General features: G+C 58.3%; 24 protein-coding genes and 2 tRNA genes. 4 read left to right on the top strand and 22 right to left on the bottom strand.

From position 1 onward, the window contains the following. Window positions 1-126: 126 nt before the first annotated feature. The 11 genes from infB to rlmE all read right to left on the bottom strand — a co-directional run bounded on the left by infB (window position 127) and on the right by rlmE (window position 11,270). Window positions 127-2,649, bottom strand: a complete 2,523-nt coding sequence (infB, locus tag C0058_RS04050) for a translation initiation factor IF-2 (protein WP_003212186.1) — start codon at window positions 2,647-2,649, stop codon at window positions 127-129. A gap of 27 nt (window positions 2,650-2,676) precedes the next feature. Beyond that, the gene (nusA, locus tag C0058_RS04045; protein ID WP_003212187.1) at window positions 2,677-4,158 is read right to left on the bottom strand and encodes a transcription termination factor NusA; all 1,482 of its coding nucleotides are present in this window, start codon (window positions 4,156-4,158) and stop codon (window positions 2,677-2,679) included. A 47-nt stretch (window positions 4,159-4,205) separates the two neighbouring features. After that, on the bottom strand, window positions 4,206-4,664 hold the full coding sequence (rimP, locus tag C0058_RS04040) for a ribosome maturation factor RimP (RefSeq protein WP_003235029.1): 459 nt from the start codon (window positions 4,662-4,664) through the stop codon (window positions 4,206-4,208). 140 nt (window positions 4,665-4,804) lie between these two features. After that, window positions 4,805-4,881: transfer RNA gene (locus tag C0058_RS04035), tRNA-Met, on the bottom strand. Window positions 4,882-4,977: 96 nt separating this feature from the next. Further along, window positions 4,978-5,063, bottom strand: a tRNA-Leu gene (locus tag C0058_RS04030). A 21-nt stretch (window positions 5,064-5,084) separates the two neighbouring features. Then, window positions 5,085-5,468: a preprotein translocase subunit SecG gene (gene secG / locus C0058_RS04025; protein WP_026078118.1), complete on the bottom strand. Its 384-nt coding sequence runs from the start codon at window positions 5,466-5,468 to the stop codon at window positions 5,085-5,087. A gap of 4 nt (window positions 5,469-5,472) precedes the next feature. After that, window positions 5,473-6,228, bottom strand: a complete 756-nt coding sequence (tpiA, locus tag C0058_RS04020; protein ID WP_003212194.1) for a triose-phosphate isomerase — start codon at window positions 6,226-6,228, stop codon at window positions 5,473-5,475. Between the two features lie 66 nt (window positions 6,229-6,294). After that, entirely contained in the window at window positions 6,295-7,632 is a 1,338-nt protein-coding gene (glmM, locus tag C0058_RS04015; RefSeq protein WP_003212196.1) for a phosphoglucosamine mutase, read from the bottom strand. Window positions 7,633-7,648: 16 nt separating this feature from the next. Then, on the bottom strand, window positions 7,649-8,500 hold the full coding sequence (folP, locus tag C0058_RS04010; protein ID WP_102368079.1) for a dihydropteroate synthase: 852 nt from the start codon (window positions 8,498-8,500) through the stop codon (window positions 7,649-7,651). A gap of 8 nt (window positions 8,501-8,508) precedes the next feature. Further along, entirely contained in the window at window positions 8,509-10,419 is a 1,911-nt protein-coding gene (ftsH, locus tag C0058_RS04005; RefSeq protein WP_008436840.1) for an ATP-dependent zinc metalloprotease FtsH, read from the bottom strand. Window positions 10,420-10,619: 200 nt separating this feature from the next. Next, window positions 10,620-11,270: a 23S rRNA (uridine(2552)-2'-O)-methyltransferase RlmE gene (gene rlmE, locus C0058_RS04000; RefSeq protein ID WP_003212203.1), complete on the bottom strand. Its 651-nt coding sequence runs from the start codon at window positions 11,268-11,270 to the stop codon at window positions 10,620-10,622. A 105-nt stretch (window positions 11,271-11,375) separates the two neighbouring features. Here rlmE and yhbY point away from each other — a divergent pair, with 105 nt between their 5' ends. Beyond that, window positions 11,376-11,684 carry a ribosome assembly RNA-binding protein YhbY gene (yhbY, locus tag C0058_RS03995; protein ID WP_003212205.1) on the top strand — a complete coding sequence of 103 codons (309 nt, stop codon included), beginning with the start codon at window positions 11,376-11,378 and terminating at the stop codon, window positions 11,682-11,684. Window positions 11,685-11,692: 8 nt separating this feature from the next. Here the strand turns inward: yhbY and C0058_RS03990 are convergent, their stop codons facing one another. From C0058_RS03990 to grpE, 8 genes are all read right to left on the bottom strand, one after another. Next, the gene (locus C0058_RS03990) at window positions 11,693-12,097 is read right to left on the bottom strand and encodes a hypothetical protein (RefSeq protein WP_003212207.1); all 405 of its coding nucleotides are present in this window, start codon (window positions 12,095-12,097) and stop codon (window positions 11,693-11,695) included. Between the two features lie 28 nt (window positions 12,098-12,125). Then, on the bottom strand, window positions 12,126-12,602 hold the full coding sequence (gene greA / locus C0058_RS03985; protein ID WP_003212209.1) for a transcription elongation factor GreA: 477 nt from the start codon (window positions 12,600-12,602) through the stop codon (window positions 12,126-12,128). After that, the gene (gene carB / locus C0058_RS03980; protein ID WP_003212212.1) at window positions 12,599-15,820 is read right to left on the bottom strand and encodes a carbamoyl-phosphate synthase large subunit; all 3,222 of its coding nucleotides are present in this window, start codon (window positions 15,818-15,820) and stop codon (window positions 12,599-12,601) included. The genes greA and carB overlap by 4 nt, the downstream gene beginning before the upstream one ends. 105 nt (window positions 15,821-15,925) lie before the next feature. Next, a complete protein-coding gene (gene carA / locus C0058_RS03975; RefSeq protein ID WP_003212214.1) occupies window positions 15,926-17,062 on the bottom strand; it encodes a glutamine-hydrolyzing carbamoyl-phosphate synthase small subunit in 1,137 nt (378 codons plus the stop codon). Between the two features lie 259 nt (window positions 17,063-17,321). Further along, on the bottom strand, window positions 17,322-18,128 hold the full coding sequence (gene dapB / locus C0058_RS03970; RefSeq protein WP_003212216.1) for a 4-hydroxy-tetrahydrodipicolinate reductase: 807 nt from the start codon (window positions 18,126-18,128) through the stop codon (window positions 17,322-17,324). Between the two features lie 10 nt (window positions 18,129-18,138). Beyond that, the gene (gene dnaJ, locus C0058_RS03965; RefSeq protein ID WP_003212219.1) at window positions 18,139-19,263 is read right to left on the bottom strand and encodes a molecular chaperone DnaJ; all 1,125 of its coding nucleotides are present in this window, start codon (window positions 19,261-19,263) and stop codon (window positions 18,139-18,141) included. Between the two features lie 316 nt (window positions 19,264-19,579). Then, entirely contained in the window at window positions 19,580-21,496 is a 1,917-nt protein-coding gene (dnaK, locus tag C0058_RS03960; protein WP_003212222.1) for a molecular chaperone DnaK, read from the bottom strand. A 102-nt stretch (window positions 21,497-21,598) separates the two neighbouring features. Next, entirely contained in the window at window positions 21,599-22,159 is a 561-nt protein-coding gene (gene grpE, locus C0058_RS03955) for a nucleotide exchange factor GrpE (RefSeq protein ID WP_003212224.1), read from the bottom strand. A 253-nt stretch (window positions 22,160-22,412) separates the two neighbouring features. Here grpE and recN point away from each other — a divergent pair, with 253 nt between their 5' ends. Continuing rightward, window positions 22,413-24,086, top strand: coding sequence for a DNA repair protein RecN (gene recN / locus C0058_RS03950; RefSeq protein WP_087693402.1), 1,674 nt, complete (start codon window positions 22,413-22,415; stop codon window positions 24,084-24,086). 96 nt (window positions 24,087-24,182) lie between these two features. Here the strand turns inward: recN and fur are convergent, their stop codons facing one another. Further along, complete coding sequence (gene fur, locus C0058_RS03945) at window positions 24,183-24,587, bottom strand: ferric iron uptake transcriptional regulator (protein WP_003212228.1); 405 nt, start codon at window positions 24,585-24,587, stop codon at window positions 24,183-24,185. A 98-nt stretch (window positions 24,588-24,685) separates the two neighbouring features. Between fur and C0058_RS03940 the strand changes: the two genes are divergently transcribed. After that, on the top strand, window positions 24,686-25,213 hold the full coding sequence (locus C0058_RS03940; RefSeq protein WP_003212232.1) for an outer membrane protein assembly factor BamE: 528 nt from the start codon (window positions 24,686-24,688) through the stop codon (window positions 25,211-25,213). A gap of 62 nt (window positions 25,214-25,275) precedes the next feature. Here C0058_RS03940 and C0058_RS03935 read toward each other — a convergent pair whose 3' ends face one another. Beyond that, entirely contained in the window at window positions 25,276-25,590 is a 315-nt protein-coding gene (locus tag C0058_RS03935; protein WP_003212234.1) for an RnfH family protein, read from the bottom strand. Next, complete coding sequence (locus tag C0058_RS03930) at window positions 25,583-26,017, bottom strand: type II toxin-antitoxin system RatA family toxin (protein ID WP_003212236.1); 435 nt, start codon at window positions 26,015-26,017, stop codon at window positions 25,583-25,585. The genes C0058_RS03935 and C0058_RS03930 overlap by 8 nt, the downstream gene beginning before the upstream one ends. A gap of 168 nt (window positions 26,018-26,185) precedes the next feature. Here C0058_RS03930 and smpB point away from each other — a divergent pair, with 168 nt between their 5' ends. Continuing rightward, entirely contained in the window at window positions 26,186-26,668 is a 483-nt protein-coding gene (smpB, locus tag C0058_RS03925) for an SsrA-binding protein SmpB (RefSeq protein ID WP_003212238.1), read from the top strand. The last annotated feature ends 28 nt before the right edge of the window (window positions 26,669-26,696 follow it).

Genomic DNA, 26,696 nt, shown 5'->3' with positions numbered 1-26,696 from the left:
CCGTGGGGTCTGAAAGCGGCAAACGCCCGGCCTGACAAAAGCCAGACCGGGCGTTGCGTTTAGAGTCCGGACACAGCGCCAGGCATTTGCATGCCCGGGCGCTGTGTGGCCCTTGAAGTACGCGAGTTAGAGGCTGCGAGCAACCTGGACCTTCTCGTAGACTTCGATCTTGTCACCCGCCTTGACGTCGTTGTAGCTCTTGACGCCAATACCGCATTCCATGCCGGCACGTACTTCGGAAGCGTCATCCTTGAAGCGGCGCAGGGATTCCAGCTCGCCTTCGAAGATAACGATGTCTTCACGCAGTACACGGATTGGACGGTTACGGTGCACAACACCTTCGATAACCATGCAACCGGCGATCGCGCCGAATTTCGGCGAGCGGAACACGTCACGCACCTCGGCCACACCCAGGATGTTCTCCCGGACGTCGCTGCCAAGCATGCCGGTGAGGGCTTTCTTGACGTCTTCGATGATGTCGTAGATGACGTTGTAGTAACGCATGTCCAGGCCTTCCTGCTCGACGATCTTCCGTGCGCCAGCATCGGCACGCACGTTGAAGCCGAACAGTACAGCGTTGGAGGCCAGCGCCAGGTTGGCATCGGATTCGGTGATACCACCGACACCGCCGCCGACCACACGCACTTGCACTTCGTCGTTACCCAGGCCATTCAAGGCGCCGTTCAACGCTTCGAGGGAACCACGAACGTCAGATTTGAGGACGATGTTAAGCGTCTTCTTCTCTGCCTGGCCCATGTTCTCGAAGATGTTTTCCAGCTTGCCGGCGTGAGCACGGGCCAGCTTGACTTCGCGGAACTTGCCTTGACGGAACAGAGCCACTTCACGGGCTTTCTTCTCGTCCGACAGCACGCTCATCTCGTCGCCAGCGTCCGGGGTACCGTCCAGGCCGAGGATCTCGACAGGGATGGAAGGACCGGCTTCCTTGATTGGCTTGCCGTTCTCGTCGAGCATGGCACGTACACGGCCATAGTTCGAACCGACCAGGACCATGTCGCCTTGGCGCAGGGTACCGTCTTGAACCAGAACGGTTGCAACCGGGCCACGCCCCTTGTCGAGACGCGATTCAACCACAACACCACGACCCGGGGCCGATGGGGTTGCTTTCAGTTCGAGAACTTCGGCTTGCAGCAGGACAGCTTCAAGCAGTTCGTCTACACCGGTACCGACTTTCGCCGAAACCGAAACGAATGGCGTATCACCGCCCCACTCTTCGGAAGTCACGCCGTGAACCGACAGTTCGCTACGGATGCGATCGAGATCGGCGCCCGGCTTGTCGATTTTGTTCACTGCAACAACCAGAGGAACACCAGCGGCTTTAGCGTGCTGGACAGCTTCAATGGTCTGTGGCATTACGCCGTCGTCCGCTGCAACTACCAGGATCACGATGTCAGTCGCCTTGGCACCACGGGCACGCATGGCGGTAAACGCGGCGTGACCAGGGGTGTCGAGGAAGGTGACCATGCCGCGTTCGGTTTCAACGTGGTATGCACCGATGTGCTGGGTGATGCCGCCGGCTTCGCCTGCAGCTACCTTGGCACGACGGATATAGTCGAGCAGCGAGGTCTTACCATGGTCAACGTGGCCCATTACGGTCACGACTGGCGCACGGGAGAAAGTCTCGCCTTCAAACTTCAGGGACTCGGCCAGGGAATCTTCCAGGGCGGTGTCGCTGACCAGGGTCACTTTGTGGCCCAGTTCTTCAGCAACCAGTTGGGCAGTTTCCTGGTCCAGTACCTGGTTGATGGTCGCTGGGGTACCCAGTTTGAACATGAACTTGATGATTTCAGCAGCCTTGACCGACATCTGATTGGCGAGGTCGCCAACAGTGATGGTCTCGCCGATCTGCACATCACGCACGACAGGGCCGGTTGGGCTCTGGAAACCGTGGGCGTTGCGCTTCTTCAACTTGGCCTTGCCGCGACCACCGCGACGGAAGCTGTCGCTTTCTTCGTCGGTAGTACGTGGGGCAACGCGTGGCGCTGGCGCCTTCTCTTTGACCGAAGCACGATGTGGAGCGTTTTTGCGCTCACCATCGCCACTGCCACGACGATTGTTATCGTCGGCACGTGGTTTGTCCGGGCGGCGAGGTTCTTCGCGTTTGCGAGCGTCGGCTGCAGGAGCTGGCGCGGCGGCAACCGGAGCGGCCTCACGAACAGCTTCAACAGGCGCGCTAGGCGCAGCAACGGCCTCAGTGTTAGCAGGTTGCGCAGCAGCAGGCTGGCGACGCGCTTCTTCTTCGGCGCGACGCTTGGCTTCTTCTTCAGCCTTCTGACGAGCAGCATTTTCTACTGCGCGACGTTCTTCCAGTTCGCGTTTGCGCTCGGCTTCGATTTCTTCCGGGCTGCGCTGTACGAAGACTTTCTTCTTGCGTACTTCAACGCTGATGCTCTTGCTGCCAGCAACACGCAGGGTGCTGGTGGTTTTGCGCTGCAATGTAATCTTGCGCGGTTCTTCCACTTTCGCCTTGTGGCTGCTCTTCAAGTGAGTCAGCAAAGACTGCTTCTCACTATCGCTCACACCTTCATCGGCGGCGGTGTGCGGCAGACCTGCCTCACGCATCTGCTGCAACAGGCGCTCTACCGGTGTTTTGACCTCATCGGCCAGTTGTTTCACCGTGACTTGCGTCATGCACTTCTCTCCTCAGGCCGCGCCTAATTACTCGAACCAATGGGCTCGGGCGGCCATGATCAACTTGCCGGCACGATCATCGTCAATGCCGTCGATGTCGAGCAGGTCGTCAATAGACTGCTCGGCCAGGTCTTCGCGGGTAATTACGCCGCGCACCGCCAGTTCCATCGCCAAATCCTTGTCCATACCCTCAAGCGAGAGCAGGTCTTCGGCCGGATGGGCGTCTGCCAGCTTTTCCTCAGTAGCGATGGCTTTAGTCAACAAACGATCCTTGGCCCGAGCGCGAAGCTCGTTGACGGTGTCTTCGTCAAAGCCGTCGATGTTGAGCATTTCTTCCAACGGTACGTAGGCAATCTCTTCCAGGCTGGTGAAGCCTTCATCTACCAGCACCTGTGCCAGGTCTTCGTCGACTTCCAGCTCGTCGATGAAGTTGCGCAGGATGTCACCGGTTTCTGCTTGCTGCTTAGCCTGGATGTCCGATTCGGTCATCACGTTCAGGGTCCAGCCGGTCAACTGGCTGGCCAAACGTACGTTCTGACCACCGCGACCGATGGCCTGAGCCAGATTGTCTGCGCCAACGGCGATGTCCATTGCATGGGCATCCTCGTCAACGATAATTGCCGCCACTTCAGCAGGCGACATTGCGTTGATCACGAACTGCGCAGGGTTATCGTCCCACAGGACGATGTCCACACGCTCACCGCCCAATTCGCCCGACACTGCCTGGACGCGCGAACCGCGCATACCAATGCAAGCGCCTTGCGGGTCGATGCGTTTGTCCTTGGAGCGGACCGCGATCTTGGCGCGTGAACCCGGATCGCGGGACGCAGCCATGACTTCGATCAGGCCTTCGGCAATTTCCGGCACTTCGATGCGGAACAGCTCGATCAGCATTTCCGGCGCGGTACGCGACAGGATCAACTGAGGGCCGCGGTTCTCGGTGCGGATTTCCTTGAGCAGCGCACGCAAGCGCACGCCAACCCGGAAAGTTTCGCGGGAAATGATGTCTTCGCGGGCCAGCAACGCTTCAGCGTTGTTACCCAGGTCGACGATCACGTTGTCGCGGGTGACTTTTTTCACGGTGCCGGAGATGATTTCCCCCAGGCGCTCGCGATAAGCGTCAACGACTTGAGCGCGCTCGGCTTCGCGGACCTTCTGCACGATGACTTGCTTGGCAGTCTGTGCAGCGATGCGGCCGAACTCGATGGATTCGATCTTTTCTTCGACGACATCACCGACCTGGGCGCCCGGATGCGTTTCAGCAACCTTGCTCGGCCAGGTTTCGATGGCCGGATCATCAAGATCGGCTTCTTCGACGACCGTCCAGCGACGGAAAGTCTCGTAGGCACCGGTGTGGCGGTTGATTTCCACACGCAGATCAACTTCGTCTTCAAAACGCTTTTTGGTAGCAGTGGCCAGGGCCAGCTCCAGCGCTTCAAAAATCACGTTTGCCGGTACGCCCTTTTCATTGGATACCGACTCAACAACCAGCAGTACTTCTTTGCTCATCGTACGCCTCGCCTTTCGCAAGCCATTGGATCCGCGGGATCCGCGTCTCAGTCAAAACTGGGAATAATGTTGGCCTTGTCGATCATATCGATCGGCAACAGGAACTCATGGTCTTCTACCTGCACCACGACGTCCTGCTCTTCTACACCGCGCAGAAGGCCCTGAAAGTTGCGTCGCCCTTCAAAGGGAGAGCGCAGCTTGATCTTCACTTGTTCACCGGCAAATTTTGCAAACTGATCAATAGTGAACAGTGGGCGTTCCATGCCAGGCGAGGAAACTTCGAGGGTGTATTCAACGGAGATCGGATCTTCAACATCCAGGACACCGCTGATCTGACGGCTGACAATGGCACAATCGTCCACCAGCACGCCGCCCTCTTTATCGATATAAACGCGCAACATTGAGTGGCGACCTTGAGCCGAAAACTCAATACCCCAGCATTCATAGCCTAGGGCCACGACCACCGGGGCCAACAAGGCCTGCAACTCTTCTAGCTTGCTCGACACCTGAACCCCCTCGTGCATGTATGTGCATGCTGTGCAAAATAAAAAAATGGGCGAAACGCCCATCCTTGAAACGCCGTCGAACAGCGGCGTTGAAAGTGTCCAGCTAACAAAAAGCCCCTTAAAAGGGGCTCCGCTAAAACTGGTTGCGGGGGCCGGATTTGAACCGACGACCTTCGGGTTATGAGCCCGACGAGCTACCAGACTGCTCCACCCCGCGACAAAGCTGGGGCGGAAGTATACGACCGATCCCTTACAGGGTCAATGTAACCTTCCACCTACAAGAAAGCCCGCAACAGCGGGCTCTCCTGATAATTGGTACCGAGAAGGGGACTCGAACCCCTACACCCTATGGGCACAACCACCTCAAGGTTGCGTGTCTACCAATTCCACCACCTCGGCAATACAGCGTTTACAACCTTCTTACTTCTGCTCTTGAGCTGGAGGTACGTCAGTCGCTGGAGTAGCCGACTTTTGCTCTTGAAGCACCGGGACATCATCAGAAGCCGGTTTTGCTTTTGGTACTTCCAACACTGCTGGGTTTGGGAGACCTACTTGAGTCAGCACATGAGCTTTCTCTTTAGCAAAGTAACCTAACCCCAAGCTGGTTATGAAGAAACCGGCGGCAAGTATAGCAGTAAACTTACTAAGAAAGGTAGAGGAACCTTGGCTTCCGAACACAGTATTTGAAGCACCTGCCCCGAAAGACGCACCAGCGTCCGCACCTTTACCCTGCTGCAGCAAAACCAGAGCAACTACGCCCAGTGCACCCAGCAGATGAAAAACAACGATGACTGTTTCCAGCATTTTTTCAGTTTCCCGCGGCGCGACAGATCGCACCGAACTCATCTGCATTCAGGGAAGCTCCACCAATGAGCCCCCCATCGATATCCGGCATGCCGAACAGTTCGACCGCATTGGCCGCCTTCACGCTGCCGCCGTATAGAAGCCGCACACCTCGTGCGACCTCAGAATTCTCTGCCGCCAACTGCGCGCGGATGGCTGCGTGCACATCCTGCGCCTGTTGCGGCGAAGCAGTCAGCCCGGTGCCAATGGCCCAGACCGGCTCGTAAGCAATTACTGCATTTGCAAAGGCACCGACTCCCAGCTCCTCGATGATGCTGCCCAGCTGACGCCCGACAACCTCAAGAGTTTTACCGGACTCACGCTGCTCAAGGGTCTCCCCTATGCACAACACCGGAACCAAGCCGCAAGCCTGTGCCGCCGCGAATTTGCGATTGAGTGTCCCATCACGCTCGCCCATGATCTGGCGGCGCTCGGAGTGCCCAACAAGCACCAGGGAGCAACCCGCATCAACCAGCTGACTCGGTGCAATCTCACCGGTCAACGCACCTTGCATGGATTCCACCGCAGAGTTCTGCGCGCCGACCTGGATCGACTTGCCTTTCAAGCCATCAATCACTTGATTGATATACAAGCAAGGCGGGAATACCGCGACATCAACACCGCTAGGCAAGGCCAAATGACGAAGGCCATTGATCAGCTCAGCGACACTGGCGCGGGTACCGTGCATCTTCCAGTTACCAGCTACCATAGTGCGACGCATGCTGTACCTCGTCGGTCAAAGTGGGCGCAGATGTTACCCAACCACATCATCACTGGCAAGCCGAATTCAGGCGCAAACTTCAGTTACCAGTTTTGCCAGCTCTTCGGCATAGCCGCGAACCTGTGTTTCGTCCTCGCCCTCGACCATTACACGCACCAAAGGCTCGGTACCCGACTTGCGCAGCAAGACCCGACCACGCCCCGCCATGGCGGCAGTCACGCGCTCACTGGCCTCTTTGACAGCCGGATGCTCGATAGGGTTGTCACCGCCTGCAAAGCGCACGTTGAGCAGCACTTGCGGGCACTTGCGCAACGCCTGCCGCGCCTGGGCCAGGCTTTCTTCACGGCGACGCAGCGCCAGCAGCACCTGCAGCGCCGCAATGATCGCATCCCCGGTAGTCGTGTGCTGGAAGCAGACGATATGACCGGAATTTTCGCCACCCACCTGCCAATTACGCTCCAGCAGGTCGGCAATCACGTAGCGGTCACCGACATTGGCGCGCACAAACGGGATCCCCAGATCTGCCAGGGCCAGTTCCAGGCCAAGATTGCTCATCAAGGTACCGACGACGCCGCCTTGCAGCTTGTTACGCTCATGCAGGTCACGGGCGATGATGAACAACAGGTCGTCGCCATCGACGATCGCGCCAGTGTGGTCGACCATCAATACGCGGTCGCCATCACCATCGAACGCGATGCCCAAGTCGGCATGCTCAGCCAGGACAGCCGCCTGCAACTGCCCCATGTGGGTTGAGCCGCAGTTGTCGTTGATGTTCAGGCCGTTCGGCTGCGCCGACAGTACAGTAACGTCTGCGCCAAGCTCCTTGAACACACTCGGTGCGACTTTGTACGTCGCGCCGTGGGCGCAGTCGATGACGACCTTCAACCCGGCAAAATTGGTGCTGCTTGGCACGCTGCTTTTGCAGAACTCGATGTAACGGCCGGAAGCGTCGTTAATCCGCGAAACCTTGCCCAGCTTGCTCGATTCGACGACGGTCATCGGCGCATCCAGCAACTCTTCGATCATGTGCTCGATCTCATCCGGCAGCTTGGTGCCCTGGCCCGAGAAGAACTTGATGCCGTTGTCATCATGGGGATTGTGCGAAGCGCTGATCACGATACCGGCTTCAGCATGAAAGGTACGTGTCAGGTAAGCGATCGCCGGCGTAGGCATCGGCCCCAACAGCATCACATCAGCGCCGGCAGCAGACAGACCTGCCTCCAGCGCAGACTCAAACATATAACCCGAGATACGCGTGTCCTTACCCACCAGGATACGGCAGGCCCCCATGCTGCGGAACGCCATGCCGGCGGCCCAGCCCAGCTTGAGCATGAAATCGGGAGTAATCGGGAATTCGCCGACCCGACCGCGAATGCCATCGGTGCCAAAATACTTTTTAGTCATAAGTGCTCCATCATTCTTATTCGGCTGATTCAACCGCTGCGATCATCCGCACTACATCTATCGTCTCGGCCACGTCATGCACGCGCAAGATGCGCGCACCCTTGACCACGGCAAGTGCCGCAAGTGCCAGGCCGCCATGCAGCCGCTCACCCACGGGACGATTCAACGCCAGACCTATCATGCTCTTGCGCGAAACCCCGACCAACAAGGGGCGACCAAGGGCATGCAGGGATTCCATATGCTTGAACAGGCTTAAATTGTGCTGCAAGGTCTTGGCAAAGCCAAATCCCGGGTCGAGGATTATCCGCTCGGGAGCAATCCCCGCCGCCGCGCATTGAGCCATGCGCTCAGCAAGGAAGCCTTTCACTTCACCGACCAGATTGTCGTAATGCGGGTCGTCCTGCATCGTGCCCGGCTCGCCAAGCATATGCATCAGACAAACCGGCAGCCCCGTCGCGGCGGCCGCATCCAGAGCGCCATCGCGCTGCAAAGAGCGCACATCGTTGATCAACCCTGCACCCAGCCGCGCAGTTTCGCGCATAACGGCAGGGGTCGAGGTGTCGACAGAGATGATGACGTCCAGCTCTTGATGGATACGCTCGACAATCGGAGCAACCCGTTCCAGTTCCTCCAGGGGAGAAACTGCGCGCGCGCCGGGCCGGGTTGATTCGCCACCGACGTCAATCAGAGTCGCACCGGCAGCCACCATCGCTTCCGCATGGCGCAACGCAGCATCAAGCTGACTGAAGCGACCACCATCGGAAAAGGAATCAGGGGTTACATTAAGAATGCCCATAACGTGTGTATGGGCCAAATCAAGAACCCGGCTGCCGCAAGGCAACCGGGTCGAGGACAACGCAGAAGTCATTTCAAACCTTAATGGTCAGCAGCAGGGCCGCCGATCGGGGCTTCAGGGCGTTCGTTCTGTACCACTGGCGGCGTGCCCGAAGTACCCGAACCACCTTCCCAATCGCGAGGCTCGCGAGGCGTACGACCGGCCATGATGTCGTCAATCTGCTCGGCATCAATGGTCTCGTACTTCATCAGGGCATCAGCCATGGCGTCGAGCTTGTCGCGGTTGTCGGTGAGGATCTGCTTGGCCGTGCCGTAGCACTGGTCAATGATGCTGCGCACCTCGGAGTCGATCAGCTTGGCTGTCTCGCCGGAGAAGCTGGCAGCTTGACCACCACCACCGCGACCCAGGAATACTTCGCCTTCTTCCTCGGCATACATCAAAGGACCGAGTTTCTCCGACAGACCCCACTTGGTCACCATGTTCCGTGCAATCTGGCTGGCACGCATGATGTCGTTGGAGGCACCGGTGGTAACACCATCGAAGCCCAGGGTCATCTCTTCGGCGATCCGGCCGCCATACAGCGAGCAGATCTGGCTGATCAAGGCACGCTTGGAGAGGCTGTAGCGATCCTCTTCCGGCAGGAACATGGTGACGCCCAGCGCCCGGCCACGAGGAATGATCGATACCTTGTAGACCGGGTCATGCTCAGGCACAACGCGACCAACAATGGCGTGACCGGCTTCATGATAAGCGGTGTTCTGCTTCTCTTTCTCGGACATGACCATGGATTTGCGCTCGGCGCCCATCATGATCTTGTCTTTCGCCAGCTCGAACTCCTTCATTTCAACGATGCGCTTGCCGGTACGGGCGGCAAACAGCGACGCCTCGTTCACCAGGTTGGCAAGGTCGGCACCGGAGAAGCCTGGAGTACCACGGGCAATCACGGCCGGAGCCACGTCGTCGCCCATTGGCACTTTGCGCATGTGCACTTTCAGGATCTGCTCACGACCACGGATGTCTGGCAACCCGACAACGACCTGACGGTCAAAACGGCCCGGACGCAGCAACGCGGGGTCGAGTACGTCTGGACGGTTGGTTGCGGCGATCACGATGATGCCGTCGTTCATTTCAAAGCCGTCCATCTCAACCAGCAACTGGTTAAGCGTCTGCTCACGCTCATCATGACCGCCGCCCATGCCGGCGCCACGATGGCGACCAACGGCGTCGATTTCATCGATGAAGATGATGCACGGAGCGTGCTTCTTGGCCTGTTCGAACATATCGCGAACACGGCTGGCACCTACACCGACGAACATTTCGACGAAGTCGGAACCGGAAATCGTGAAGAAAGGTACTTTGGCTTCGCCGGCAATGGCCTTGGCCAACAGGGTTTTACCGGTACCTGGCGGGCCAACCATCAGCACACCGCGAGGAATACGGCCACCCAGGCGCTGGAACTTGCCCGGATCGCGCAGGAACTCAACCAGTTCGCCCACTTCTTCCTTGGCTTCGTCGCAACCAGCAACGTCAGCCAGGGTGGTTTTCACCTGATCTTCGGAAAGCAGGCGCGCCTTGCTCTTGCCGAAGCTCATCGGCCCGCCCTTGCCTCCCGCACCACCTTGCATCTGGCGCATGAAGAACATGAACACGGCGATAATCACCAGTATCGGGAAGCTGGCCACCAGGAGTTGGGTCCAGATGCTCTGCTGCTCAGGCTGCTTGCCTTCAACAACCACGTGGTTATCCACCAGGTCGCCGATCAGGCCATTGTCCTGGATTGCCGGACGGATGGTCTTGAAGCTGTCGCCATCGTTGCGCTTGCCGGTAATCACGTAGCCATCAACTGCTACGCGCTCGACCTTGCCATCCTTAACTTGCTGGATGAAGTCGGAATAGTTGAGGGTCTGCGGCTCGTTAGGGCTGGAGAAGTTGTTCATCACCGTCACGAGGACAGCCGCGATGATCAACCACAGGATCAGATTCTTTGCCATATCGTTCAATTAACTACCCTCTGAAGCAAGCTCCGCTACTGGCGCGTGCTTCGCATGATATTCACCGGCCTAACTTACTACATTACCTACAACTCTGGCAGGCGCCGTCTGTAACCCTTTGTGAAACTTTGACTACACAATATTCGTAAAGCTTCGTGACGAAAGCGATATAAAAAAACCTATCGCCTCCGTCAAATTTCTCAAAAACGCTCTTCACTGGCAGCGCCTTCAATGCCACGGAAGCCGCGACCCAGCAAATACTGCTCGCGAGACCTGTCCCGGGAAGAGTCAGGCTTGCGTGTCTGTACCTTGTCGAACAGTTTGCGGATGTTCTTGTGATACTCGTCGAAGCCTTCACCCTGGAAGACCTTGACCAGGAAGTCACCACCCGGACGCAGTACCCGTCCTGCCAGGTCCAGTGCCAATTCGCACAAGAACATGGCTCGCGGCATATCAACAGCCGGTAATCCACTCATATTGGGGGCCATATCGGAAATCACAAGGTCTACCTGCGAATTTCCGACGGCCTCAAGGATCTGTGCCAGCACTTCGTCCTGGGTAAAATCGCCGTGAACAAAGGTCACGTCAGGGATGCTGTCCATTTCCAGGATGTCGGAAGCGATCAAACGACCTTGTCCACCAATCAGACGACTGGTCACCTGGGACCAGCCACCCGGGGCGGCACCCAGGTCGATAACGCTCATGCCAGGACGGATCAACTTGTCCTTTTCCTGGATCTCCAGCAGTTTGTAGCTGGCCCGGGAACGGTAGCCATCCTTTTGCGCCATTTTGACGTAAGGGTCGTTGAAATGCTCTTGCAGCCACTTAAGGCTAGTTTTGGAACGGGCCACGGGCCACCTCGAAAATAAAACGGGTCGTGATTAACTGGGCGGTCCCGGACTCGCTCGGGTAAACTGGCCGCCGCTTTTTACAAGATCAGACGCAGGGGTCAGATTATGCCGCTCACTCAAGAGCAGAAGAAACAGTACAAATCCATTGGCCACCATCTGAAACCAGTTTTGATTGTGGCTGACAACGGTTTGACTGAAGGTGTGTTAGCCGAACTTGAACGCGCATTGGGCGATCACGAGCTAATCAAGATCAAGGTCAGCATCCTTGATCGCGAGGCGCGCCTGGCAGCTATTGCAGAACTGTGCAAGGCTGGCAAAGCGGACCTGGTTCAGGTCATCGGCAAGATGGCGCTGCTGTATCGCAAGAACTTCAGCGCCAACAAGCAACTGTCGAACGTACACCGCTTCAAGTGAAACAAGGGTCACGGGCGTGCTTCGCACGCCCTGCCACTCCATCCTGGCGCCGGCTGTACAACCAGCACCAACCCGGAAAACCCTAGCACAAGATAGCTGAACAGCTGCCAGCGCAACGCCTCCGGCAGAAAGATGCGCACCACGCAAAACATTGCGCACGCATACAGCGCCATCAACAGCAGTTGCCCGCGAATATCCCGCCACAGACTCCCCAAGCCTTCGGCCTTGATCAGCACCAGCGCCTGAAGCGTCACGCACGCCGCTGCAAAACCTACCAGCAACGCGCTTAATAATCCGCTGACCTCATCGATCAGCAACGGTGCCAGGCCAATCAGGCCCAGCGCCGGCAGCACACCAATATGTAACAGCCATAGGCCGCCAACCCAAAGCATCTGGGCAAACTGCCAAAGCATGGCGCCCGCACGAAGCGGGCGCCGTCTTTCAGATGTGACGAACTTCGACAATCTCGTACTCGATCACGCCACCAGGCGTTTTGACGGCCACCACGTCACCCTCTTCCTTGGCAATCAAGGCGCGGGCCAGCGGCGAACCGACGGAGATCTTGCCGAGTTTGAAGTCGGCCTCGTCTTCACCCACGATGTGGTAAACCACGCTTTCGTCAGTCTCGACGTTGGCGATTTCCACGGTGGTGCCGAAAATCACCTTGCCGGTATGCGGGATGGTCGTGACGTCGATAACCACAGAATTCTGCAGGCGGCCTTCGATGTCACGGATCCGCGCCTCGACCATACCTTGCTGCTCGCGGGCAGCATGGTATTCAGCGTTTTCCTTCAGGTCACCCAATTCCCGGGCCGTACCGATGTCCTGGCTCAGCTTCGGACGGACGACCTTGGTCAGGTGGGCGTGCTCTTCTTCCAGGGCTTTTGCGCCCTGGACGGTCATTGGGTATTTGATCATGCCTTCAATCCTGCGTGTAGATCCTGCAAGCGGCGCACGGTTTTTTCAGGACCGAACTTCAGCGCTTCGCAGATAGCTTCGCCAGCAGCAATGGTGGTGGTGCAGTAGATCTTGTGCTGCAAGGCGTTACGACGAATGGAGTAGGAGTCCGCGATCGACTGGCGACCTTCGGTGGTGTTGATGATCAGGGTGACTTCGTCATTCTTGATCATGTCGACCACGTGTGGACGGCCTTCCGTCACCTTGTTCACGCGACGCACTTTCAGGCCGGCAGCCTCGATCAGCTTGGCGGTCCCGGCAGTGGCCACGACTTCGAAGCCCAAGTTGATCAGATCACGGGCCACACCTGCAACCAGTGGCTTGTCATCATCGCGTACGCTGATGAACGCAGTACCGCCGGTCGGCAGCACTTCGCTGGCGCCCATCTGGGCTTTGGCGAACGCTTCACCGAAGGTATCGCCCACGCCCATCACTTCACCGGTGGACTTCATCTCCGGGCCCAGGATCGGGTCCACACCAGGGAATTTGGCGAATGGGAACACCGCCTCTTTCACACTGTAGAAGTTCGGAATGATTTCCTTGGTGAAGCCGATTTCCTTCAAGGTCTTACCGGCCATCACACGGGCAGCAATCATTGCCAGGGAAACACCGATGCACTTGGAAACAAACGGCACGGTACGCGAGGCGCGCGGGTTGACTTCGATGACGTAGATGTCTTCGCCTTGCAGCGCCAACTGTACGTTCATCAGGCCGACCACGCCCAGCTCCAGGGCCATTTTCTTGACCTGTTCGCGCATCTCGTCCTGGATGTGTGCAGGCAGCGAGTATGGCGGCAGCGAGCAAGCGGAGTCACCGGAGTGAACGCCAGCCTGTTCGATGTGCTGCATGATCGCGCCGATCACCACGTCGGTGCCGTCGCAGACCGCATCCACGTCCATCTCGATGGCGCAGTTGAGGAAGTGGTCCAGCAGCACCGGGCTGTCGTTGGACACTTTCACCGCATCACGCAGGTAACGCTTGAGTTCGTCTTCTTCGTAGACGATTTCCATCGCCCGGCCGCCCAGCACGTAGGACGGACGCACCACCAGCGGGTAACCAATCTTGCTGGCCGCGCGGATCGCTTCGTCTTCGCTGCGCACAGTGGCGTTTGGCGGCTGACGCAGGTTCAGGCGCTCAACCATCTGCTGGAAGCGCTCACGGTCTTCGGCGCGGTCGATAGCGTCAGGGCTGGTACCGATGATCGGCACGCCAGCAGCTTCAAGTGCGCGCGCCAGTTTCAACGGGGTTTGGCCGCCGTACTGGACGATCACGCCTTTTGGCTTCTCGACACGGCAGATTTCCAGTACGTCTTCCAGCGTTACCGGCTCGAAGTACAGACGGTCGGAAGTGTCGTAGTCAGTGGAAACAGTTTCCGGGTTGCAGTTGACCATGATGGTCTCGTACCCGTCTTCGCGCAGGGCGAGAGCGGCGTGTACGCAGCAATAATCGAACTCGATGCCTTGGCCGATACGGTTTGGACCGCCGCCCAGGATCATGATCTTGTCGCGGCCCGACGGCGCGGCTTCGCACTCTTCCTCGTAGGTGGAGTACATGTATGCGGTGTCGGTGGCGAACTCGGCCGCACAGGTATCAACGCGCTTGTAGACCGGGAAGATGTCCAGCTTGTGGCGATGGGTGCGCAGGTTCTTCTCGGTCACGCCCAGCAGCTTGGCCAGACGCATGTCGGAGAAACCTTTGCGCTTGAGGCGGAACATCAGGTCGCGGTCGATGGAGGACAGACCGAGGGTCTTGACCTTCTCTTCTTCCTTGATCAGATCTTCGATCTGCACCAGGAACCACGGGTCGATCATGTTCATGCCGAAGATGTCTTCGACGGTCATGCCGGCGCGGAAAGCATCGGCCACGTACCAGATACGCTCGGCACCCGGCACGGTCAGCTCGCGCTTGAGCACGCTCATGCTTTCCGGGTTGCTCAGGTCGAGCTTCTCGTCCAGACCGCAAACGCCCACTTCCAGGCCGCGCAGGGCTTTCTGCAGGGACTCCTGGAAGGTCCGGCCGATGGCCATGACTTCACCGACCGACTTCATCTGAGTGGTCAGGCGGGCGTCGGCTTTCGGGAATTTCTCGAAAGCGAAACGTGGCAGCTTGGTGACGACGTAATCGATCGACGGCTCGAAGGAAGCTGGCGTTGCGCCGCCGGTGATTTCGTTCTGCAGCTCGTCCAGGGTGTAACCGATCGCCAGCTTGGCGGCGATGCGCGCAATCGGGAAGCCGGTAGCTTTCGATGCCAGCGCCGAAGAACGCGATACACGCGGGTTCATCTCGATCACAACCATGCGGCCAGTGTCCGGGCAGATGCCGAACTGGACGTTGGAGCCACCGGTTTCCACACCGATCTCACGCAGCACCGCCAAAGAGGCGTTACGCATGATCTGGTATTCCTTGTCCGTCAGGGTCTGTGCCGGCGCAACGGTGATCGAGTCACCGGTGTGCACGCCCATCGGGTCGAAGTTTTCGATCGAGCAGACGATGATGCAGTTGTCCTTCTTATCGCGGACAACCTCCATCTCATATTCTTTCCAGCCGATCAGGGATTCGTCGATCAGCAGCTCTTTGGTCGGAGACAGGTCCAGGCCGCGGGCGCAGATTTCTTCGAACTCTTCACGGTTGTAAGCGATACCGCCGCCGGTGCCGCCCATGGTGAAAGACGGACGGATGATGCACGGGAAGCCCAGGCGCTCAAGGACCGCGTTGGCCTCTTCCATGCTGTGGGCGATACCGGAACGCGGGCAATCAAGGCCGATGGACTTCATGGCCTTGTCGAAACGCGAACGGTCTTCAGCCTTGTCGATGGTGTCGGCATTGGCGCCAATCATCTCTACGCCGAACTTCTCCAGGACGCCTTCGCGCTCCAGGTCCAGTGCGCAGTTCAGGGCGGTCTGGCCACCCATGGTTGGCAGCAGGGCGTCCGGACGCTCTTTCTCGATGATCTTGGCAACGGTCTGCCACTTGATCGGCTCGATGTAGGTGGCGTCGGCCATGTCCGGGTCGGTCATGATGGTGGCCGGGTTGGAGTTCACCAGGATGACGCGGTAGCCCTCTTCGCGCAGGGCTTTACAGGCCTGGGCGCCGGAGTAGTCGAATTCGCAGGCCTGGCCGATCACGATCGGGCCAGCGCCGAGAATCAGGATGCTTTTTATGTCTGTACGTTTTGGCATGGGTTTGTCACTCAAATCCGCAGGTCAGTCGGCAAGCCGTCTTGAACAATCTTTGAAGAGCCCGAGGGGGCCGCCGGTTTCCCGGGCCGCCCTCAGGCCGCTCAGTTAGCGTCGCTTGGCCATCTCATTGATGAAACGGTCGAACAGCGGCGCTACGTCGTTCGGGCCCGGGCTTGCTTCAGGGTGGCCCTGGAAGCTGAACGCGCTCTTGTCGGTGCGCTCGATACCTTGCAGGGAACCGTCGAACAGCGACTTGTGAATCGCCCGGACGTTGCCCGGCAGCGTCGCTTCATCCACCGCAAAACCGTGGTTCTGGCTGGTGATCATCACGACGCCAGTGTCCAGGTCCTGCACCGGGTGGTTGGCACCGTGGTGGCCGTGACCCATTTTCAGGGTCTTGGCGCCGGAGGCCAGGGCCAGCAACTGGTGGCCGAGGCAGATGCCGAACACCGGGATCTCGGTTTCCAGCACTTCCTTGATCGCCTTGATGGCGTAGTCGCAAGGCTCCGGGTCACCCGGGCCGTTGGACAGGAACACGCCGTCGGGCTGCAGGGCCAGTACGTCGTTGGCCGGGGTCTGCGCAGGCACCACGGTCACGCGGCAACCGCGCTCGACCAGCATGCGCAGGATGTTGTGCTTGATACCGTAGTCGTAGGCCACGACGTGGTACGGCAGTTCGGAAGCTTCGATGGTCGCGTGGCTGTCGGTCTTCAAGTCCCAGACGGTGGAGCGCCACTCGTACGTTTCCTTGGTGCTGACGACTTTCGCCAGATCCATGCCTTTCAGGCCAGGGAAACCTTGGGCCGCTGCGATCGCTGCTTCTTCGGAGATGTTGTCACCGGCCATGATGCAGCCGTTCTGCGAGCCTTTTTCACGCAGGATGCGTGTCAGGCGACGCGTATCGATACCGGCGATCGCCACAACGTTGTTGGCTTTCAGGTAATCGGACAGGGACATCGTGTTACGCCAGTTGCTCGCTACCAGTGGCAGGTCACGAATGACCAGGCCAGCCGACCAGACACGATCAGACTCGGCGTCTTCCGGTGTAGTACCGGTGTTGCCGATGTGCGGATAGGTCAGGGTAACGATCTGTTGGGCGTAGGAAGGATCAGTAAGGATTTCCTGATAGCCGGTCATGGCGGTGTTGAACACCACCTCTCCAACGGTCTGACCGTCGGCTCCAATGGCTTCGCCGCGAAAAATGCTGCCATCAGCAAGGGCGAGTATGGCTGGCTTAGTCAAGAAGACCTCCCGTAAATAAAGCCTGAAAGGGCGATCGCAGGTTGTAAAAAAGCGGAGTGACGTATGGACACGTCACCCCGCTTCTTCACTGAATTATTCTGCGCGCTTTTAGTGGACACACTAAAGCTGTAGCTTACAGAAAAAGGCTTTTTTGGTCCACCGCTAATGAGCCTTAAAGGCAGGGGAATGCGACAGGACGTCGCCTAGCGGGTAAAAACCGGGCCTCAGCATATTCCTGAGACCCCGTTTTAGCTACTTCTTAATGCAGGTCCAGCACGTCGCGCATGTCGTACAGGGCCGGCGCACGACCCTCCAGCCACAGCGCCGCACGTACGGCACCCTTGGCGAACGTCATGCGGCTCGAGGCCTTGTGGGTGATCTCAAGACGCTCACCCTCGGTTGCGAACAACACCGTGTGATCGCCCACCACATCACCGCCGCGAACGGTGGCAAAACCGATGGTGTCGTGGGCGCGGGCACCGGTATGGCCTTCGCGGCCATACACCGCCACCTTCGACAGGTCACGACCCAGGGCATCGGCAATCGCCTCGCCCATACGCAATGCCGTACCGGACGGCGCATCGATCTTGTGCCGGTGATGAGTCTCGATGATCTCGATGTCAGCCTCATCACCCATCACCCGCGCCGCCATGTCGAGCAGCTTCAGCGACAGATTGACGCCGACGCTGAAATTGGCCGCGAACACGATTGGAATATCCTTGCCCGCCTCCACCAGCAGCTGCTTTTGCTCGGCGCTCAGGCCCGTTGTGCCGATCACCATGGCCTTGCCCGCCTTGCGGCAGAACGCCAGGTTTTTCAGCATCACGTCCGGCAGGGTGAAATCGATCAGCACGTCGAACTCGTCGGCAACCTGCTCCAGATTGCCGGACAACGAAACGCCGATCCGCCCCAGGGACGCCAACTCACCGGCGTCCGCACCAATCAAGGTGCTGCCGGGACGAACAATCGCCGCCGTCAGCCCGGAGGCCGGCGAGCGCGCCTGCACGGCCTCGACCAGGGTCTTGCCCATGCGCCCGGCAGCGCCCATCACCGCGATACGTCGCATACTCACTTCCTTACAGGTCGCCGAAGAAGCGCTTCACGCCTTCGAACCAGCCGGTGGTTTTTGGCGAATGAGTGTCATCGCCGGCCAGGGAGCTGCGGAACTCTTCCAGCAGTTCGCGCTGACGACGCCCCAGGTTCACCGGCGTCTCTACCGCCACACGGCACATCAGGTCGCCAGCACCGCCACCGCGCACCGGCGCAACGCCTTTGCCACGGATACGGAACTGCTTGCCGGTCTGCGTACCCTCAGGGATCTTCAGCTTGACCCGACCGTCCAGCGTCGGAATCTCAAGCTCGCCACCCAGGGCCGCATCGACAAAGCTGATCGGCACTTCACAGAACAAATGCTTGCCGTCGCGCTGGAAGATCGAGTGCTCGCGCACATTGATCACCACGTACAGGTCGCCCGTCGGGCCGCCCTGAGTGCCCGCCTCGCCTTCGCCCGACAGACGAATGCGGTCGCCGGTATCAACACCCGCCGGCACTTTCACCGAGAGGGTCTTGTACTCTTCGACACGCCCTTCGCCGTGGCACGAGTCGCACGGATCGGAAATGATCTTGCCCTGGCCGTGGCAGCGCGGGCAAGTTTGCTGCACCGAGAAGAAGCCTTGCTGCATGCGTACCTGGCCGATACCGCCGCAAGTCGGGCAAGTGATCGGCGAGGAGCCTTTCTTGGCGCCCGAACCGTCGCACGGCTTGCAATTGACCAGCGTCGGAACACGGATATTGACGCTGGTGCCGCGTACCGCTTCTTCCAGGTTCAGCTCCAGGGTGTAGCGCAGGTCGCTGCCACGCTGGGCACCGCCACGCTGGCCACCGCGGCCGCCGCCAAAGAAGTCGCTGAACACGTCGCCGAAAATATCGGAGAAGTTCTGCCCGCCGAAACCGGCACCGCCGCCACCCATGCTTGGGTCGACACCGGCATGGCCATACTGGTCGTAAGCGGCGCGCTTGTTCGGATCACACAGGCATTCGTAGGCCTCATTGGCCTCTTTGAACAGCTCTTCGGATTCTTTGCTATCCGGATTACGGTCCGGGTGGTGCTTCATTGCCAGACGACGGTAAGCCTTTTTCAGGTCCGCCTCGCTGGAGCCGCGCTCCACACCCAACACTTCGTAATAGTCACGCTTTGCCATAAGTCTTTGCACTCTTAAGGACGTCCGGCAAAACCCTCCTGAGCCTTGCCAAACTCGTTGAGCCCCAATACAGGCCCGGACCCAACTCACGTCAATTCAACGATCCTGGTCGTTACTGCTTTCAACCGGAAACCGGCCAAAAACGCGGTGACTGTCGTCCGGAAAGCAGGAGCATTCCCGATCACACCGCCAGCATCCGAGCGTTGTCGCATGCTGTAAAAATTCGCGTACCCCAGACACGCCAACGCGGGAGCAAGCTCCCGCGCGGCGACATCCTACCAGTCACCGCTTGTGAGCGGTCAACCGGGCGACCAAGTTACTTCTGGTCTTTGACTTCTTCGAACTCGGCATCGACAACGTCGTCGTGCTTGGCTTCAGGTTCTGCCTGGTGTGCAGCACCGTCAGCCGGCTGGCCTTGTTCGGCGTACATTTTCTGAGCCACTGGCGCAGAGACTTTCGACAGCTCTTCAACCTTGGCTTCGATGGCGGCCTTGTCGTCGCCTTTAACGGCGGCTTCCAGGGCAACTACTGCAGCTTCGATTGCAGTTTTCTCTTCGGCAGTCACTTTGTCGCCAGCGTCAGCGATCATTTTGCGAGTCGAGTGAACCAGTGCATCACCCTGGTTACGGGCAGCGGCCAGCTCTTCGAACTTGCGGTCTTCGTCAGCGTTGGCTTCAGCGTCACGGATCATCTGCTGGATTTCTTCCTCGGACAGACCCGAGTTAGCCTTGATCACGATCGACTGAGTCTTGCCGGTGGCCTTGTCTTTGGCGCCTACGTGCAGAATGCCGTTGGCGTCGATATCGAAGGTCACTTCAATTTGTGGCACGCCACGTGGTGCTGGTGGAATCTCGGCCAGGTCGAACTTGCCCAGGGACTTGTTCTGACCGGCTTGCTTACGCTCACCTTGCAGGACGTGAATGGTCACGGCGCCCTGGTTATCGTCGGCAGTCGAGAACACTTGCGATTTCTTGGTAGGAATCGTGGTGTTTTTCTCGATCAGCGCAGTCATCACGCCACCCATGGTTTCGATACCCAGGGTCAGCGGGCTTACGTCCAGCAGCAGAACGTCTTTCACGTCGCCGGCCAATACCGCGCCCTGGATGGCAGCACCCATGGCAACTGCTTCGTCCGGGTTCACGTCTTTACGCGCTTCTTTACCGAAGAACTCGGTAACCAGCTTCTGAACCAGTGGCATACGGGTCTGACCGCCCACCAGGATCACGTCGTTGATCGCGCCAACGTCGATACCCGAGTCTTTCAGCGCAATGCGGCAAGGCTCGATGGTGCGTTGAACCAGGTCTTCTACCAGCGCTTCCAGCTTGGCGCGGGAGATTTTCACGTTCAAGTGCTTAGGACCGGTAGCGTCTGCAGTGATGTACGGCAGGTTCACGTCGGTCGAATTGCTCGAAGACAGTTCGATCTTGGCTTTCTCTGCGGCTTCTTTCAGGCGCTGCATGGCCAGCGGGTCACCCTTGAGGTTCATGCCGCTTTCTTTCTTGAATTCGTCAACGAGGTAGTCGATCAGACGAATGTCAAAGTCTTCACCGCCCAGGAACGTGTCACCGTTGGTGGCCAACACTTCGAACTGGTGCTCGCCATCGACTTCAGCGATTTCGATCACGGAAACGTCGAAGGTACCGCCACCCAGGTCGTAAACGATCACAGTGTGGTCGCCCTTGGCCTTGTCCATACCGTAGGCCAGAGCGGCTGCGGTTGGTTCGTTGATGATACGTTTCACGTCCAGGCCAGCAATACGGCCGGCGTCTTTGGTCGCCTGGCGCTGGCTGTCGTTGAAGTAGGCCGGAACGGTGATCACCGCTTCAGTCACGGCTTCACCGAGGTAGTCTTCGGCGGTTTTCTTCATCTTTTTCAAGATTTCAGCCGAGATTTGCGGCGGCGACATTTTCTGGCCGTTCACCTCAACCCAGGCGTCACCGTTGTCAGCCTTGGCGATTTTGTACGGAACCATCTTGATGTCTTTCTGTACGACTTCTTCGTCGAACTTACGACCGATCAGACGCTTCACCGCGTACAGGGTGTTATGCGGATTGGTCACAGCTTGACGCTTGGCGGACTGGCCCACCAGGATTTCGCCGTCGTTGGCATAAGCCACGATGGACGGAGTGGTGCGTGCGCCTTCGGCGTTTTCAATAACTTTGGATACGCCGTTTTCCAGCACGGAGACGCAGGAGTTGGTAGTCCCCAGGTCGATACCGATAATTTTGCCCATGATTTACTCTCCCGAAACTTAGATTTTTTTGCCGCAGCAGTGGTGGCTAACTGCGGCAGTACTTAAACGCTTGACTTATAGATGGGGCCGTTACGACTTATTTCAAGCCTGCTCATCAATAGAAGGTGCAACCGGTGCAGGAGCCTTGCTCACCACAACCATTGCCGGGCGCAGCAAGCGACCATTGAGCTGGTAACCCTTCTGGAACACCTTCAATACGCTGTTCGGCTCAAGATCAGCGTTTTCCTGCATCGCCATTGCCTGGTGATGTTCGGCATTGAACGGCTCGCCGCCTTGCGGATCGATGGCTTCCAGCTGATAACGCTTCAGGGTGTCCTGGAACATTTTCAGGGTCAGTTCGATCCCTTCGCGCATTGGGCGGATGTTTTCGTCGTCCGGGTTGGACAGCTCAAGGCCACGCTCCAGGCTGTCGATGATCGGCAACAGATCACCGGCAAATTTTTCCAGGGCGAATTTGTGAGCTTTTTCTACATCCTGCTCGGCGCGGCGGCGGACGTTCTGCAGATCAGCGGCAACACGCAACGATTGATCCTGTGCGCCTGCCAATTGCTCTTCGAGCACTTGCACACGAGCGGCCAGGTCTTCACCTGCGGCCTGGTTGGCGTCTGGATTTTGCGTATCCTGCGTCTGTTCGTCAGCCATAGATTTCTCCTTTCAAAATCATGCGCGAACTCGACTCGCGCTTCTGTTCCGGTATATGGGGCCACAATTTTCAGGTTCAAGGGTCGAGGCGTTACCAAAAGTCTTTCACTTGTCCTGGATCAATTCTTATCAATCATTCCCTGTTGCGCTTAAAAAGCGATTTATTCAAGCAAATCGGACTAAGCATCAGGATTGTCACCTCCAAACAAAACACTGTATAAATAACCAGACCTAAAGCCTGGGAGCGGCCGTCATGCTGGTGCACCTGTCCGTACATAACTACGCCATCGTTGAACATCTGGATCTTGAACTGGATCGCGGGATGAGCGTAATCACAGGCGAAACCGGCGCCGGCAAGTCGATCATGCTCGACGCCCTGGGCCTGACCCTGGGTGATCGCGCCGACAGCGGGGTGGTACGCCCGGGCGCCGACAAGGCCGATATCCTCGCCACCTTTGACCTGGCCGATATCCCGGAAGCCGAGGCCTGGCTTGCCGAGCGCGACCTTAACAATGAAGGCCCGTGCATCCTGCGCCGGGTGATCACGGCCGAAGGGCGCTCCCGCGGCTATATAAATGGCACGCCCTGCCCGCTCGGCGATTTGAAAGCCCTGGGCGAACTGCTGATCGATATCCACAGCCAGCATGAACACCAGTCCCTGCTGAAAACCGACACCCATCGCCGACTCCTCGACGAATACGCCGGTGCCACCGATCTTGCGCGCCAGGTGCAATTGGCTGCGCAGCGCTGGCGCCAGACCCGCCAGGAGCTGGAGCGCCTTTCCAACTCCGGCGATGAGCAGCGTGCCCGCCACCAATTGCTCAGCTACCAACTGGAAGAGCTGGAAAGCCTGGGGCTCGGCGAGACGGAACTGGAGCAACTGGAACAGGAACACAAGAACCTCACCAACGCCGAAACCCTGCTGGGTATCTGCCGGCAAGTGGTGGAGCAGTGCAGCGAAAGTGATTCCGGCAATGTGCTCAACGCCCTGACTGCCAGCCTGAACCGGCTATCCAGCGTGAATAACGCATCAGGCTCGCTGAACGAAGCCACCACCTTGCTGACCAGCGCGCAAATCCAGGTAGAAGAAGCCGTGGGCGAACTGAACCGCTTTCTCGATCACTTCGATGCCGACCCAGCCCGCCTGCAGGATATAGAAGAGCGCCTGGACACCATCTACACCCTGGCGCGCAAACACCGGATCCAGCCGACTGAAGTCGCAACCATGCAGCAAAAGCTGCTGGATGAAATTGAAACCCTGAACGCCAACGACGAATCCATCGAGCGACTGGGTGAAGAGCTGGCGTCCTTCGCTCGCCATTATCACGAGAAAGCCCGAGAACTCAGCGACCTGCGCCATCAGGCAGCGACCGGCCTGGCCAGTGCGGTAGAGCAGGAAATCCAGCGCCTGGGCATGCCCGGCGGGCGCTTCACCATCGAGTTGCACACCAACACCAGCAATGAACTGCTGCCCAACGGCCTTGAACAGGTAGAACTGCTGGTCAGCGCGAACCCGGGCCAGCCACTCAAGGCACTGGCAAAGGTAGCTTCCGGCGGCGAGCTGTCGCGGATCAGCCTGGCGATTCAGGTGATCACAGCCCAGACCTCTCGCGTGCCAACACTGGTATTCGATGAAGTGGACGTAGGGATCGGCGGCCCGACGGCCGAGATCGTGGGCCAGTTGCTGCGCCGGCTGGGCGATCGCGGCCAGGTACTGACCGTTACCCACTTGCCACAAGTAGCCGCCCAAGGGCATCAGCACTTGTTCGTGCACAAGGTGCGAGGCAGCGATGCGACCCATACCGCCGTGTCCAAGCTGAACAAGACCGAACGGGTAGAAGAAGTGGCGCGGATGCTCGGCGGCATCGACCTGACCAAGGAGTCCCTGGCTCACGCGAAGAAAATGGTGGTAACCGCGAAGGTCTGAAGCCTGGCTTACTGAGTATTTTCTTTCTATAGAAAGCACGAAGGCGACCCTAGGGTCGCCTTCGATCGTTTCGCAGAGCGAATCTGCGTAGCTTTCTTACTTTTTCTTACGTATGTAGAGAACCAGATTGTGGTCCACCAAATCGAATCCATGCTGCTCAGCGATCATGTGCTGGAGCTTCTCGATTTCCGGACTGGTGAACTCGATAACCTCATTGGTATCCAGGTCAACCATGTGGTCGTGATGACCGCCGTCGGCCAGTTCGAACACTGCATGACCGCCGTCGAAATTATGACGAACCACCAGTCCTGCTGCTTCAAACTGGGTCAGAACACGGTAAACCGTGGCCAGGCCGACGTCCTCGTTAGACTCCATCAGCGCCTTGTATACATCCTCGGCACTCATGTGGCGCTGCTCAGCAGAATCGAGCATTTGTAGAATCTTGACTCGTGGCAGAGTCACTTTAAGACCGGCTTTGCGTAGTTCGCTATTTTCAACCATGGTTAGCTTTCTCGCGGATGCTGCTTCGCAGCTTCTCTTAATACGGGTATGATCGGCGTTTACGTTGTCCCAGCCAAGATAGTGGAAGTCGCCCACCGATGCAAAACACCAAGCTCTTGCTAACCAGTTTCACCTTTGTGGGACTGCTCGCACTCGCCGGTTGTTCATTCCCCGGGGTTTACAAAATCGACATCCAGCAGGGCAATGTCGTCACGCAGGACATGATAGACCAGTTACGCCCGGGAATGACCCGACGGCAAGTACGGTTTATCATGGGCAATCCCCTGCTGACCGACACATTCCATGCCGATCGCTGGGATTATCTCTATAGCATCCAACCTGGTGGCGGTGAACGCCAGCAGGAGCGGGTCAGTGTCATCTTCAATGGCAATGACCAGCTCGTCAGCCTGTCGGGGGACTTCAAACCGGGCGTAAGCCGCGATGAAGCCTTGCTGGGCAAGGACAACGGCACCACCGCTCCTGCGCCCGCGCAGAACGAGGAGAAGCCCAAGTCCGAGGTACCGGCCAAGCCTGGCTCGTTGCTGGACGAGATCCAGAAAGGCGTCGACGGCGTGCAAACCGTTCCGGTGCCAACTCCAGAACCTCTGGACGCCAGCCCGCAGTAAGTTTGTAACGCTCGATAAAAAGCCCGGCATGCCGGGCTTTTTGTTGTCTGCCGTTTCTCAAGCTATGAATTCTGCTGTTTTGCCTTGGCAGCCTTCGCCGCACGCAAGCGACGTATCTCCATCGGATCTGCCAGCAATGGCCGATAGATCTCGATTCGGTCTCCAGCCTGCACCACACGCACGTCAGCGTCTGCCACCACCTTGCCGAAAATCCCCAAGGGGCAATCCTGCAGATTCAGCTCCGGAAATTGCGCAGCCATTCCCGAGCCCAACGCTGCGGCCCTGAGGGTTGAGCCCGGCGCTACTGCCAGGCTCATCAACACCTGGCGATCCACCGCGGCGTACACCACCTCGATTTCAACCAATGGCTCAGCCATGCATTTGCTTGGCGCGCTGGCAAAACGCGTCCACCAGAGTATTGGCCGCCTGATTGAACAGTGGCCCCAGGGTGGCACGCACGATAGGGCCGGCATAGTCGAACGACAGGTCCAGGCTGATCTTGCAGGCTTTCTCGTTCAACGCCTTGAACACCCACACACCGTGCAACTGAGTGAACGGACCTTCTTCGAGATTCATCTCGATGGACTGCCCGGGCACCAGCGTGTTGCGCGTGACAAAGTGCTGGCTCAAGCCGCCCTTTGCCACCCCCACGCTGGCAACCATGTGCTCATCACTGCTCTCCAACACCTCGGCAGTCGAACACCAAGGCAGGAACTCCGGGTAACGCGCCACGTCGTTGACCAGGTCATAGAGCGCCTGTGCCGGATAAGGCAGCAGGGCCGAACGTTGAATATGCGTCGTCATGTGAGCGTTATTTCCACAGCTGAGCGGCAAACATCGCGAAAGGACAACAGGATTCGCGAAAGAAAAAAATCAAAAACCAGCCTGCATTGTCCGGGATTCATTCAACACGCTCAAGCACGCAGGTTGACCGTAGCCGACGCGCTCGCAACTCCCTATAATGCCGCCCCTATGGCTAAACAAAAGAAACACCCAACAGGGACCATCGCGCAAAATAAAAAGGCGCGACACGATTACTTCATCGAACATCGTTTCGAGGCTGGTCTGGTCCTGGCCGGCTGGGAAGTAAAAAGTCTGCGTGCCAGCAAGCTGCAGCTGGTCGACAGTTATGTGCTGCTCAAAGACGGCGAGGCATGGCTGCTCGGCAGTCATATCACGCCGCTGATGACCGCGAGCACCCACGTGATCGCCGACCCGGTGCGCACGCGCAAGCTGTTGCTCAATGCCCGCGAGCTGGAAAAGCTCCACGCCGCCGTGCAGCAAAAGGGCTACGCCTGTGTCTGCCTGTCGTGGTACTGGAGCAAGCACCTGGTCAAGTGCGAGATCGCACTGGGCAAGGGCAAGAAGGAATACGACAAGCGTGATACCGAGCGCGAGCGCGATTCCAACCGGGAATTGCAGCGTGCCGTGCGCAACAAGGGCAAGGAAGACTGACTTTCTTGTGACTTGATGTGGCCGAGGG

The sequence above is a fragment of the Pseudomonas sp. NC02 genome (assembly GCF_002874965.1).
In the GTDB taxonomy this organism is placed as follows: Bacteria; Pseudomonadota; Gammaproteobacteria; order Pseudomonadales; family Pseudomonadaceae; genus Aquipseudomonas.
This window is presented reverse-complemented; position numbering and strand designations above follow the sequence as displayed.